Raw genomic sequence first — 12,396 nt, 5'->3', positions numbered from 1 at the left:
AACAAGCCCGGCTGTTGAGCGGCCTCTCCCAGCGCCAACTGGCGTCGATGGGACCGCAGGCAGGCTACCAAGCTCGTTGGCCAGTCTCCGGCCCCGTCCACAGGCGGTCCTCTCGCCTATCTGCCGAGGAGGCGCCAGCCGAGACTGGTCGTCCCCGTGCCCGTGAGGCGGCACCGGCGGGTACGCCATCCGCGAGAGCGGCGACCAGGGCCACGAACGCGTCGGCACGTCGCTGCTCGGTCGTGCGTTCGATCAGTCGATCCGCGTCTGGCGAGTCGGCGTCCTCGAGCAGGAGTTGTGCCTCGATGCGTGCGAGCGCGCGCACCACGCAGTAGTCGACATTCCCCGAGAGGGCCCTCATACCGTCACGCTCCTCCCCCAGCTCGAGGTTGCGGAGCGACTCTATGAGCAGCGCCCTGGGTTTACCGGCAATCAGATCAGTTTGGTTGTTGGCCATGAGGGCGCGGTATGGATGACCACTGACACGCTCCGGGTCGATCATGAGGTAGCCCAGCAATGCCCGATGCAACCATAGGTACCTATCCTGTACACGGGTGCGCCGGAGCCGACGCTGGGTCTCAACGAGATCAGGATCTCGGTGGACCACCGTCACCCAGCAAGCGCACTCCGCCACATGTCGAAGGTGTGGTCGATCTCCGCTGGATCGACGAACGTGTCGAACGCCAGTTTTGCCCGTTCGGCGCTTGCCGGATCCCGCAGTACCTCGTCGGTCCATTCGAGGCTCTGACGGACGGCGAGACCCACCTCAGGCTGGCGCACGAGATCTTCGATCACGCGTGCAGACTCGCTAGGTTCGGCGACCGCCATGAGTCTCCACAGGTCACCGAGATCCTTATCCCGAACCCGCCCCTTGCGGGACTCTCGAAGCCGTTCGCCGATCTTGGAACCCTTCGCCAAGATCAGCGCGGGAATCTCGGCGACGTGGATCTCAGCCGACAATCGTGGGTCAGCGAAGTCGGTAAGCGTGACCAGCGATCGGTTGAATGCGGCGAGCTCGAGGCCGAGAGCATTGCCCACTGCGAGCTTGCCGTGCGCCGGTTGAAGCGCCGGAACGCTGCGCTTGGTGCGACTGGCTGTACCTGAGAGCCCATGTGGCGCGAGCAAGTCGACCTTCTCGCGGAAGGATCGCGTGCCGTCCTGCTCGTCGTACGACTCTCGACCCCACAGCCCAGGACGGGCCGTGGTGCGGTGCTCGTAGCCGGCGTCCGCCAGTAACGCCTCGATGCTAGGGAGATCGCCCACCAGACCAGGCGTCACTCCCAGATCGCCATCGCCGGTCGGCATTCGCGGCACGTCCAGGTCCATCGTGCGCAGCAGGACCGCATGCGCGCCGATCAGGGTCAATGACTCGGCGTGGACCGCAAGCACATCGACGACGTTGATGATGGCGCGGCGGCTCCACTCGAGCTCGGTCTGAGGTGCCTTGACGCCTATCATGTCACCCGCCGCCCCAGCAGGATGTCGGCCTGCTCGGCCATGCGGTCGATGCCGCCGTAGGCATCGATGACCACTTGGACTCGCGCAGCGACCGTCACGCCATCGATCGCAACGCGACCGAGCTCGCTCACACCGTCGAACGGAATCAGCGTGACCCGCATCCCGAACGAATGAGACTCCTTGCGGACAAGGCCAGCGATGTCGGCCGCACGCTCGACGTCCTGAACATAGAGGACCGGCCATGCCTCGCCTGCACTGGAGCGATAGAGATTCGCGCCGGCGTCACCCGTCACGGCGTAGTCAATACCTGCCGTTCCCATGATCTCGGCAAGTGTGTACGCCGTCGGGCCGGCTATGAAATCCACGGCCCCCGGCCGACGGGTAAGGCGAGCGGCACGGCCGGCATGGGACAGCAGTTCGGATTCCTTGCCGGCTACCACCCACCCCCGCTCATCGACGAGTCCGATCCGTGCCCACCGCCGTCGCCACGCTTCGACTTCCAGCGACGCCGCGATGTCCAGCGCCGGGTCGAGCGCCAACCGTGCGGCCGCGATCGCCCGGATGTCAGCCGTGCCAGTGAACCCGATCGACTCGCCGAGGACGGCCAGGATCTCTTGCACCAGATCAAAGGATGGACTGACCGCCCCCGACTCGATCCGCGTGATCGTCGTCGGGGCGACGTCGACCAACGCCGCGAGTTGACGGGCGCTGAGCCCGTTCACATGGCGCACGGTCGAGATGCGTTCGGCAAGGTTCATACTGCAACCCTAGGGTATCGTTGCAAATATGCAACACTAGAACCGAATGCACCGATCTCGCTGGTGATCTCGCCCAGCCGAAGTGCTGGCTCGCGCAACCACTTCGATCCGGACCATCCGGGTAGGGACAGTTCGGCGACAGCTCCTGGCGGCACTACCCCCGCGTCGACCCCCGCACCACCAACCGGTGCGAGACCAGATACTCCTGCACCGCTCCCCCCGGATCCCCGATCCGCCCGATCAGCGCCTTCACCGCCGTCTCGGCGATCTGCGCATGATCGGCAGCCACGGTCGTCAACGGCGGGAACGAGAACGACGCCTCGGTGATGTCGTCGAACCCCACCAGCGCCATGTCCCCCGGTACGTCCACATCGTGCTCGTGCAACCGCCGCAGCGCTCCCATGGCGAGCATGTCGTTGAAGCAGATCACCGCATCCGGTCGTTCGGCCGAGTCGACCAGGTTCGCCATCGCCTCGTACCCGTCCTCGGCGTCGTAGCGCTCCACGTACTGGTGATGCCCGGCTGCCACGCCATCGGCCTCCGCCAACGCCGCCCGCACGCCCTCCTCCCGCAGGTGCGCGGTGCGCGCGTAGTCCGCCCGCCGTAGTCCGATGGCGGCGATGCGCCGGTGCCCGTCGGCGATCAGCTTCTTCGTCGCCTCATACGCCGCCGCACGGTCGTCGATGTAGACGTGATCGAGGTGATCCCCGGCGATCCGCTCCCCCACCAGCACCAGCGGGAACTCCGACTCCCGGTGCTCGATGTCCTCGGCCCGCAGCGCCTCGGGATGGAAGATCGCACCGTCGAACATCGCACCGCGCGGCCCGAGCTGGATCAGCCGGCGTTCGCGCTCGATGTCCCCATGCGTCTGGTCCACGGCCACGGTGTACCCGCGGGCGGTCGCGGCCTGCACCACTTCGGCCGCCAACCGCGCGAAGTGCGATTGCGCCAGGTCCGGCACGACGAATCCGAGCAGCCCGATCCGCCCGGTGCGCAGGCTCTTGGCCAGCTGGTTCGGCCGGTAGTCCAGGGCCGCCAGCGCCGCCTCCACCCGGGCGCGGGTCTCGGCCGCCACGTATGGCTGATCGTTGACGACGTTGCTCACCGTGCGCGGTGAGACTCCGGCCAGCTGCGCCACATCTTTGAGAGTTGCCATGGAATCCCCTTTCCTTCTTGCATCGTTGCATGAATTGGATTCGTTGGCTATCGTGACACTGTCTTTCAACGTTGCAAGAGCACTGGAGGCATCATGCGACCCACCCGACGCACCTGCATCGCCGCAGGTGCCGCCCTCGCCCTGACGGCCGGCCTGGCCGCCTGCAGCGACGGCGGTTCCACCGATGACGGCGGCCCCGTCACCTTGACCATGTGGCACGGCCTCACCGGCCCGGACGGCCCTGCCTTCCAGGAGGTGGTCGACAACTTCAACGACTCGCAGGACGAGGTCACCATCGAGGCCGAAGCCCTCCCCTGGGACTCCCTCTACCAGCAGTTCCTCACCGCGGCCACCTCTGACGACGGACCGGATCTGGTCGCGATGAGCGCCTCCCGGCTCCCCCAGTACGCCGAACGCGGCGTGCTCGGCTCCACCGACGAGTTCTACGCCGACGACACCTACATGGACACCTCCGTCCTCGCCGAGGGCGCCGTGCAGGCCTCCGTCTATGACGGCGTCAACTACGGCGTGCCCCTGAACCTCGGCCCGGTCCTGATGTACTGGAACAAGGCCCTGTTCGAGGAAGCCGGCCTGGACCCCGAGGCTCCGCCCACCACGTGGGCCGAGTTCGAGGAGATGATCCCGGACCTGACCGTGGACGAGAACTCCGACGGCACCCCCGAGCAGTACCCGCTCGCTATGGGCGATCACTCCACCGTCCCGGTGTTCCCGAGCTTCCTGTGGAACGGTGGCGGCGGTGTGGTCTCCGACGACGGCACCACCGCCATGCTCGGCGACCCGGCCTCCGTCGCCGCGGCCGAGCACTGGGTCGGGCTCGTCCAGGAGGAGCAGATCACCCCGGTGGGCATGTCCGGCGCCGATTCGGATCAGCTGTTCCAGGCCGAGCTCGCCGCGATCACCATCAACGGACCGTGGATGACCGCCGGCCTGACCGAGGCCGGCCTCGACTTCGACGTCACCGTGCCGATGGCCGGCCCCGAGGGTCAGTCGATCCTCGGCGATGTGGTCTCGATGACCATCGCCCAGCGCCTGGACGAGGACCAGAAGGACGCCGCGTACAAGTTCTTCGCCTACTGGGAGTCGGTCGAGAGCCAGGCCACCTGGGCCAACGGGTCCGGCTTCCCCGCCATCCGGACCGACATGCCGGAGGACGCCGTGACCAACGAATGGGCCGCCGTCTTCGGGGCCCCGGAGATCCTCGAGAACGTGCGCCCGTACCTGACCGGCGTGACCGGCTCGGGTGAGATCAACGAGGACATCTTCACCCCGGCGCTGCAGTCGGCACTGAACGGCACCGGTGAGGTGGCCGATCTCTTCCCCGCCGCCGGCGAGGACATCCAGGCGGTCATCGACGACGCCTGACCCGCTCGGGGGCGGGCTCACCCGTGAGCCCGCCCCACCGACCGCTGGAATCGCCTGAGCCGAGACCCCAGAGACGAGAGCGCACAGATGAGATTCGGTTCCGTCCATACCGTCGCCGGCCGCCAGGCCCGGGCAGCGTGGATGTTCCTCGCCCCCGGCCTGCTGCTGCTGACCTTGTTCACCGCCTGGCCGCTGGTGCGCACCGCCTACCTGTCCTTCACCGAGTACAGCCTGCTCACGCCCCCGGAGTGGGTGGGGCTGGAGAACTACCGCGCGCTCCTGGGCGATGACCAGGTCACCAACGCCTTCCAGAACACGGTGCTCTACGCCGCGGTGGTGACCCCGGTGACCATCGCGCTGGCGCTGGCCCTGGCCATGGCGCTGAACGCCCGCTTCTTCGGCCGGGGCATCGTCCGCACGGCCGTCTTCGTGCCCTTCGTGGTCTCCCTGGCTGTGGTCTCGATCGCCTTTCGTTTCTTACTCGATCCCAACTATGGGCTGGTGACCCACTGGCTCTCCGCCGTCGGGCTGGCGCCTACGCAGGGCGCACTCGCGCAGCCGGGCACGGCGATGGCGGCCGTGATGGCCGTGGGCGTGTGGAAGAACGTGGGCTTCTACATGGTGATGTTCCTCGCCGGGCTGCAGTCCATTCCCAGCGACCTCTACGAGGCCGCCCAGCTCGACGGCGCAAGTCGCCTGCAGAAGTTCCGTGCAGTCACGCTGCCCTTGCTGAGCAACCAGACCATGTTGGTGAGCATCCTGGCAGCGATCGCCAGCTTCCAGGTGTTCGACCAGATCAAGGTGATGACCAACGGCGGGCCGGCGATGAGCACCGAGACCCTCGTGGTGCTGGTCAACCGGGTGGGCATCAGCAACCTGGAGTTCGGGTACGGCTCGGCGGTCTCGGTGGTGCTGTTGCTGCTGATCCTGGCGTTCTCGCTGGTGCAATACCTCTACTTCGGCCGCAGGCAGGTGCGCTACTGATGACACTCGACCTCTCCCCCAGCACCCACCGCTCGCTGCGGCGCGCCTGGACGATCTCCCTCACGGTCGCGATGGCCGGCATCGGGCTGCTGATGATCTTTCCGATCGTGTGGTCGGTCCTGACGGCGTTCAAACCGAACGCCGAGGCAGCTTCAGCCTCCCCCACGCTGTTTCCGCAGACGTGGACGCTGGAGAACTTCACCGCAATCTGGTCGGCGATCCCGTTCGCGCAGCTGTACGGGAACACGATCATCTTCGCCGGCTCGGTGATGGTGCTCTCCCTGGCCTTCGACACGATGGCCGGATACGCACTGGCCCGGTTCGACTTCCGTGGCAAAACGGCGGCGTTCATCGCCATCATCGTGATGCTGATGATCCCCTACCAGGCGGTGATCATCCCGCTGTATGACCTGGTGCACAGCCTCGGCCTGGGCCAGACCGTGGCGGGCATGATCGTGCCCCGCTCGGCGAACGCGTTCGGGGTGTTCTTCATGCGCCAGTTCTTCCTCGCCCTGCCGAAGAACCTCGAGGAGGCGGCACGGATCGACGGCGCCAACGAGTGGCGGATCTTCACCCGCGTGATGCTGCCGCTGACCACACCCGCGCTGCTCACCTTGGGGTTGTTCCACTTCCAGTTCAACTGGAACGACCTGCTCTGGCCGCTGGTCATGTCCAACACCATCGACGGCGCCACCCTGCCGGCCGGTCTGGCGCTGTTCGCCGGCCAGCACGTGGTCGAGTACGGGCTGCTGATGGCCGGATCCGTGCTCGCGCTGATCCCGCTGATCCTGTTCTTCCTGCTCATCCAACGCACCTTCGTCACCGGCATCGCCACTACCGGCATCAAGTAGCAAAGGAACCAAGGCACCCCATGACGCACTTCTTTTCCACCGACCGGATCGCATTCGGGGTCGGCATCGAGGACACCTTCATCCCGCAGGAACAGGTGGGCCACCGCAAGCTCGATGAATACGAGCTCACCCAGCACTACCACTACTGGCGCGAGGACCTGAATCTGGCGAGGGAAGCGGGAGCAGAATTCATCCGCTGGGGCATCCCCTGGTTCCAGGTGGAACCGGCGCCCGGAGAGTTCGACTTCTCCTGGATCGACGAAGTGGCCGCCCACATGCAAGACATCGGGCTGCACTGCGTGGTGGACCTGCTGCACTACGGGACCCCGCTGTGGCTGGACAACACGTTCGTGAACGCCAAGTACCCCGAGTACTTCGCGAGGTATGCCGGGGCCGTGGCCGAGCGCTACCGGGGCGTGTTCACGTCGTTTACCCCGGCGAACGAGCCGCTCGTGAACGCCCAGTGGTGCGGCCGCGACGGGCGCTGGCCCCCCTACCTGACCGGTGAAGACGGCTACGTCAAGGTCGTCACCGCCGTGGCCGAGGGCATGTCCCGGGCGCAGGAGGCCATCCACGCGGCGGCGCCGGAGGCAGAGATCGTGTTCGTCGACGCCGGGTTCCGCTACGCGGGCGATCACTTCCCGGGGCACTCGCGCGAGCACCTCGAAGAATGGCGCTTCGTCGCGACGGATCTGGTGCTCGGTCGGGTCAGCGAGGAGCACTCACTGTTCGGACACCTGCGCGAGCACGGCATCAGCGCCGAGAAGCTCGCCTGGTTCCGCGACAACGCCAAGACCCCGGACATCATGGGCGTGAACTACTATCCCGGGTTCAGCACCACCACATTCGACGAGGCCGGCGCCGAGGTACCGGGCGAGGGCGGGGTCGAGGGGCTCGTGGACCTCGTGCGGGTCAACCACGAGCGGTATGGAATCCCGATCGCGATCACCGAGACCTCACGCAACGAGTCACCCGAGGCGAAGATCCAGTGGCTGCAGGAATCGTTGGCGGCGCTGGAAGAGTTGCGGTCCGACGGCGTCCCCATCACCGGGTACACGTGGTTCCCCTTCTTCTCCCTGATCGACTGGCTCTACCGATACGACACCGACAGCGCCGACAACCACTGGAACCACCTGGGGTTGTTGGAGTTGCGCAGGACGGCGGGGGGCGTGTTGGAGCGGGTGCCGAATGCGGCGCTGCGGTTGTTCACACACGCAGTCATGGCATCAGCCAGCGCCGCGCAAACAACCTAACGCTCACTCGGCAGCCGAGCGACCGCGCACCGAAGCCAGTATTTCCGCCGCGAGATCGCCTGACGGGCTGACTCCGATCTCGGCGTGACGCGGGGTTACTCGCGCATGCGCATGACCGCCAACCTGCCTCAACGGGTTGCTCATCGCCTGAACGCTTGAACCCGCCTGAAGTTCGAAGAGCCAGGGTTTGGGGAAAGCGACGCGCCCACCGAACTCGACCCGTCCGATTCATGGGCAACCAGCAGTCCGCGATCTACGCGAGCGGGCAGGCACGCTCAGCTAGAACTGACACTCTTGTTCAAGTACGTGGTCGAAGAATGTTCTGGTCTCGAGGCCGTGCTCGCCGGCAACGTTCGGGATCTTCTGGTTAGGAGCCCGTATCCGAGCGCCGCGCTATCTAAAGCCAGGCATGATTATCGTCTCGACGCTGAGTCGAACGGCGTGAAGGTGCGCAACCGCGCCGGCTCGACGCATCGCTTGGTGCTGTGCTCGAACGGGCGACCACCAGGCAGCAAGGTGCGTGCGCCAGGGAACGCTCCGGTGGCCGACCGAACCAACCGGTCGCGGTGGATATCCACAGGCGGGCGCGCTCTGAACTACATCCGACCCTGCGCCATGCGAACGTGAACCATGATCACGACCTGGGGAGACGCGATCGACGCGTGGGGGCTAGCCCTGCGAGCCGCGGGGCGCGCGAAATCAACAGTCCACCGACGACGTGAGCACATGGAGTGGTGTGCGAAGGCAATGGGACGGGACCGTGGGCAGTTACGCTGGACGAGTTGACGGCTTGGCTGGGCGTACAGGAGTGGGCAACGGAGACACGCCGGAGCGTGCGCTCGTCGCTGAGAGGTTTCTACGGCTGGGCTGTCGAGGCCGGCTACCTAGACCATTCACCAGCCGTCGGGCTGAAGTCGATCCGCCCCGCCGTCCCGAAACCTCGGCCGGCGAGCGATGAAGCCCACGCTTCCGCACTACGGGTCGCGGACGATCGTGAACGGCTGATGCTACGTCTCGCGGCAGAATCAGGTATGCGGCGTGCTGAGGTCGCGCAGGTGCACGCGCGGGACCTCGAGGAGGACCTGGTCGGCTGGTCACTACGCGTGCACGGCAAGGGTGATCGCGAGCGTACGGTGCCGCTCTCCCCCGGCCTGGCGTTGCAGTTGCGGACGCGGGTCCATGCTACGGGTGGCTACGCATTCCCCGGGCACGACGGCGGACACCTCTCCCCGCGATGGGTAGGAAAGATCGTAGGTCGTCTCCTCCCGGAGGGGACGACCATGCACGCTCTACGACACCGGTTCGCGACGCGTGCCTACGCCGTGGACCGGGATCTGCTGACGGTGCAGCAACTACTCGGACACACCAGCCCGACTACAACGAGGGTCTATGTTCAACTACCTTCCGACGCGCTTCGCCGGACCGTGCAGGCCATCGCTCAACACTAGAGATACGTATTGAGACCCAGCGTCGGAGTGATGGATGAGTCGGCCGTGCTCCCAGCGGGCGCCAGCGCGGTGGCGGACGTCGATCGCCTGACGCAGGGCGTCGGTGACCAGGAAGGTGCGCATGCTCGTGGCTACTCTCCAGCCCAGGATGCGGCGGGAGTAGACGTCCACGACGAACGCGACAAATCGCCAATGCACCCTGTTCGGCCGAACGGCTCCCTGCCGATAGCGTGAGTGCATGGAACTGCGCGCAAGGGCTTGCCGATATCGACGGCCTAAACTACTAGGCTGCAGCACTTCGACGAGCTTCATTGGGGTCCGGCCACGCGTCCGACTCAGCGGGTTGACGATCGACCACTTGCATACCTTCTGCAATGGCGTCCTCAACTGGCGAAACCATGTGGTCGGCGGCATGTGCACCGCACCGATTCAGGCATGGAGCAGCCCGTCCGGCGGGGAGGGCGTCGTACTAGGTTGGGAAAGTAGCGACGCCCCTGGACTAAGGCATCCGTGGTGAGCCAGTCCCCGCGGGCTTGGACTTCCGCTGTTAACCTCCCGCGTGGGTCACAGATCGCGCGTAAGCAACTGCATAACCGGTGGGGTGGCGTACGCCAAGGGGGAATCGCCCCATCCACGGACACGCCTAATGTCTTTCTTTTCACCGACGAGAAAGCAAGTAGTGCACACGGCTATCGCCAAGATCGCTGGGTTGATTCGCAACTATTCGAATATTGCGGCGAAGGTCAGACAGGCGACCAGTCAATCGTTCGGTATAACAAGTCCGTAGCCACGGCTGCAGGTGACGGGAAGGAAATCCACCTATTTTCTGGGTGGAGGGGTATTGTCACATACGTCGGACCCATTGAGTTGGATGAGCGTGAGCCGTTCTATTTCGACGTAGGGAGGGACGTCAAGGGGAACGATCGCCGCGTGGTCGTGTTCCGGCTGCGGCCATCGGGTTTTCGGGGACCCGGGGGGCCTCGGGAAGAAGGACTTGACCGCGAGCAGCTCATCGATATGACGTCGCTTGAGGGGTCCGTCTACCGCTATGCCAACGAGTCGGCGACAACTAATAGAGAGCGCGTCCCGTTCTCAGTCGACCCAGACCTCCAGGATCGTTCGCTCCGTGCACACGCGATCGCGCAGAACGTATTGGCCGAGTGGGTGGCCGATAAGTCTTTGGTTCCCTTGAGCCCTTCGCTGGACGATCCTCCGTACGACCTTGCGTGGCGTGATGGCGATAGCACGTACGTGGCGGAGGTAAAATCAATAGTTCCCGAGAATGAAGTGCGACAACTCCGCCTCGGGCTCGGACAGGTCCTCGACTACGCACACCAACTCGACGCGCGCGGTGTCCTGTTCGTCGACCGACGACCGCTTAGCGACCGATGGTCAGATATCGCTGCTGCGGCAGGAGTGGAACTGCTTTGGCCCGCTAGTCTCGTGGGAAAGTGACACCACGGCCGAGTGCTTCGATGAGCTCGGCCTGGAGGACGTACCATTGTTGATCGCCAGGGAGAGTCAATTATCGAACCGACTAGAAACAGAGTCGTTCATGCGGTAGGCAATGAACTCAATTTGAAAAGTGGACTCTTCGTCGCAGTCCTTCGAGCCCTTCGACTCGGTAGCGCAGAAATCCTCGCTTTCGAAGGTCACGCCGAAACTCACGATTAAGTCGAGGACCGGCTTCACCGTTACCATCCCAACTCGCTGGCTCTCCGTGAACTGCCACCCGTGCGTTTGTGCGAACCGTAGCGGGACAACGCCCTCTATTCCAAGACTCACATCCATCTCGTACTCTACGTACGCGCCGCCGTCACTTAGTTCACGAATGAGGGCAACCTTGAGATCGCCGGTATCGAGGATTTCGACATCACCAAGGATTTCCGATTCGAGTGGAAGTCCCGCCTCGCCAGGGTAGATCTGGGCAGTCTCGAAGCTCCAAGGGCCGAGAAATTCCTGGACGAACCTGTCGGTGCGTACTTGCATAAGCGCGGCGTCTGTTGGTCGCGGCGACTGTGCGGCTCGCTCGAGAACCCAGTCCCGGAGGTTAGTTACCAGTTCGACTGTCCCCTCTAGCGTCGCTGCCTCGCTTAGGAGCGATTTAGCCAGACCATCGCCACCTGCGCGGTCGTTCTGGAAGGCTCGATCTCGGCTCGCCAAGTAGACGTGACAGCCGTCCGCGACCAATTCCTTGACAGTTAGCCACACAAGCGTGTCCCGGTACCCGCCTCCCTTTTGATCGAATGGTGCCTGTCTAGCGACAGCGCGGGTCACCACGTCTTCGTGTGATGTCTTTGGCCATGGCAATATCTCTATCTGGCGCCGTGAGAGGGCATCGTTCAGTAGTTCGCCGTATGGCACAGTCGACGGCTCGAAGTCAGGCGTCGTGAGGCCTAGTCGCCTCCGATCTCTCAGGAGTCTGTGCGTTGCCGCTTCGATGTCGGCAACCGTCCGCTCGTGGTTGCCCTGGAGTTCAGCGGATACCGGCGCCGGTATGGCTACGCGCAGACCCCGAATCTTGGCCACTTCGCGGAAGGCGGCGCCCTCGAGCAGCCAATCGCCAGTCACCTCTGTGCTATCGAGGACTAGGTACACCCTTGGGTCCGCGTTTCCAGTCACAGTGGATCCTGACACGTAGGCATCGGCTGGTGCGAATGCGCGCCGAAGGCGCGCGCTTGACTTGATATAGCAACGTAACTCGGGAGCTCAGGGTGCCGGTGGCCAGAGGCTCCTGTGGTAGCGGATGTGTTCCGGATCGATCGGTATGCCGGGGATGTGTCCAAAGGTGGGTGCCACGCAAGCCTCCTGGTGCTGTCAGGGCGAGTTCATCGATCACTGTCGACGGCCGGCGCCCACGGTGGCTGGTGGCAAGGGACGCAGCGCCCGCAGGCCGCCCGGCGGCCGAGGACGAACGGTCCCGCGGGGGCTTGTCAAGATGTCTGTGTAAATGGTGCGGGTCTAGTGGGTGTTACAGGTGGGGGTTGATGCGGTCGGGGTAGACGAGTGCGAGTTCGCCGAGGGCTGCTTTCCAGCCTTGGATGATGGAGTGAACCGCACTGGGTCTGATGGAGACTCGGCCTATTGGATTCCGACCAGTTGTTG

The 12,396-nt window shown here is 64.8% G+C and carries 11 protein-coding genes and 1 pseudogene; 6 read left to right on the top strand and 6 right to left on the bottom strand.

All coding sequences use genetic code 11. The features are described from left to right. Positions 1–64: 64 nt before the first annotated feature. The 4 genes from FV560_RS05550 to FV560_RS05535 form a co-directional block, all read right to left on the bottom strand. A complete protein-coding gene (locus FV560_RS05550; protein ID WP_338049694.1) occupies positions 65–457 on the bottom strand; it encodes a DUF222 domain-containing protein in 393 nt (130 codons plus the stop codon). 152 nt (positions 458–609) lie between these two features. Next, the gene (locus FV560_RS05545; RefSeq protein ID WP_159620319.1) at positions 610–1,458 is read right to left on the bottom strand and encodes a hypothetical protein; all 849 of its coding nucleotides are present in this window, start codon (positions 1,456–1,458) and stop codon (positions 610–612) included. Beyond that, a complete protein-coding gene (locus FV560_RS05540; protein WP_159620317.1) occupies positions 1,455–2,216 on the bottom strand; it encodes a helix-turn-helix domain-containing protein in 762 nt (253 codons plus the stop codon). Before FV560_RS05540 ends, FV560_RS05545 begins: the two co-directional genes overlap by 4 nt. Before the next feature lie 154 nt (positions 2,217–2,370). Further along, positions 2,371–3,372, bottom strand: coding sequence for a LacI family DNA-binding transcriptional regulator (locus FV560_RS05535; protein WP_159620315.1), 1,002 nt, complete (start codon positions 3,370–3,372; stop codon positions 2,371–2,373). 93 nt (positions 3,373–3,465) lie between these two features. Between FV560_RS05535 and FV560_RS05530 the strand changes: the two genes are divergently transcribed. The 5 genes from FV560_RS05530 (at position 3,466) to FV560_RS20310 (ending at position 9,291) form a co-directional block, all read left to right on the top strand. Next, positions 3,466–4,755 carry an ABC transporter substrate-binding protein gene (locus tag FV560_RS05530; protein WP_159620313.1) on the top strand — a complete coding sequence of 430 codons (1,290 nt, stop codon included), beginning with the start codon at positions 3,466–3,468 and terminating at the stop codon, positions 4,753–4,755. Positions 4,756–4,842: 87 nt separating this feature from the next. After that, a complete protein-coding gene (locus tag FV560_RS05525) occupies positions 4,843–5,739 on the top strand; it encodes a carbohydrate ABC transporter permease (RefSeq protein ID WP_159620311.1) in 897 nt (298 codons plus the stop codon). After that, a complete protein-coding gene (locus FV560_RS05520; RefSeq protein ID WP_159620309.1) occupies positions 5,739–6,590 on the top strand; it encodes a carbohydrate ABC transporter permease in 852 nt (283 codons plus the stop codon). Before FV560_RS05525 ends, FV560_RS05520 begins: the two co-directional genes overlap by 1 nt. A 20-nt stretch (positions 6,591–6,610) precedes the next feature. Continuing rightward, positions 6,611–7,843 (top strand): family 1 glycosylhydrolase, encoded by a 1,233-nt coding sequence (locus tag FV560_RS05515; protein WP_159620307.1) that lies wholly within the window; start codon positions 6,611–6,613, stop codon positions 7,841–7,843. 731 nt (positions 7,844–8,574) lie between these two features. Then, positions 8,575–9,291 (top strand): tyrosine-type recombinase/integrase, encoded by a 717-nt coding sequence (locus FV560_RS20310; protein ID WP_338049693.1) that lies wholly within the window; start codon positions 8,575–8,577, stop codon positions 9,289–9,291. On the opposite strand, the pseudogene FV560_RS20305 reads toward FV560_RS20310, so the two are convergent. Next, positions 9,271–9,483, bottom strand: a pseudogene (locus tag FV560_RS20305) (DDE-type integrase/transposase/recombinase); the annotation flags it as partial. The gene FV560_RS20310 and the pseudogene FV560_RS20305 sit on opposite strands and share 21 nt — an antisense overlap. Positions 9,484–9,801: 318 nt before the next feature. Here FV560_RS20305 and FV560_RS20715 point away from each other — a divergent pair. Beyond that, a complete protein-coding gene (locus tag FV560_RS20715) occupies positions 9,802–10,746 on the top strand; it encodes an SRA domain-containing endonuclease (protein ID WP_476748638.1) in 945 nt (314 codons plus the stop codon). Between the two features lie 66 nt (positions 10,747–10,812). On the opposite strand, the gene FV560_RS05500 is transcribed toward FV560_RS20715, so the two are convergent. Further along, positions 10,813–11,913 carry a PIN domain-containing protein gene (locus tag FV560_RS05500; RefSeq protein WP_159620301.1) on the bottom strand — a complete coding sequence of 367 codons (1,101 nt, stop codon included), beginning with the start codon at positions 11,911–11,913 and terminating at the stop codon, positions 10,813–10,815. Positions 11,914–12,396: the final 483 nt, after the last annotated feature.

It is taken from the genome of Ruania rhizosphaerae, from assembly GCF_009805705.1.
Taxonomy (GTDB): domain Bacteria; phylum Actinomycetota; class Actinomycetes; order Actinomycetales; family Beutenbergiaceae; genus Ruania; species Ruania rhizosphaerae.
This window is presented reverse-complemented; position numbering and strand designations above follow the sequence as displayed.